Here is a 255-nt window from a genome sequence, read left to right as displayed (position 1 = left end):
ATGTATTTCAAAGTATGTCACGAAAAGCAAATTGTCTTGATAATGCGGCAATGGAAAGTTTCTTCCACCTTTTGAAATGTGAAAAAATCTATCACCATGATTACAAATCCTTTGAGGATGTCGCTCATGCTGCAGCAGATTGGATAAGTTACTATAACAATTATCGAATAAAAGAAAAAAACGGTGGTAAAAGCCCTGTACAATACAGGCTTCTAACCACCGGGCAATCAGCATAATATTTTTTGTCCAACTTTA

1 protein-coding gene is annotated in these 255 nt (G+C 35.3%); it reads left to right on the top strand.

The window, feature by feature from the left end; translation table 11 throughout:
• Window positions 1-236, top strand: a 236-nt coding sequence (locus M3183_RS26990; protein ID WP_251475128.1) for an IS3 family transposase, incomplete at its 5' end; no start/stop codon positions are given.
• Between the last annotated feature and the right edge of the window lie 19 nt (window positions 237-255).

It is taken from the genome of Neobacillus mesonae, assembly GCF_023715155.1.
GTDB classification, from domain to species: domain Bacteria; phylum Bacillota; class Bacilli; order Bacillales; family Cytobacillaceae; genus Neobacillus; species Neobacillus mesonae_A.
This window is presented reverse-complemented; position numbering and strand designations above follow the sequence as displayed.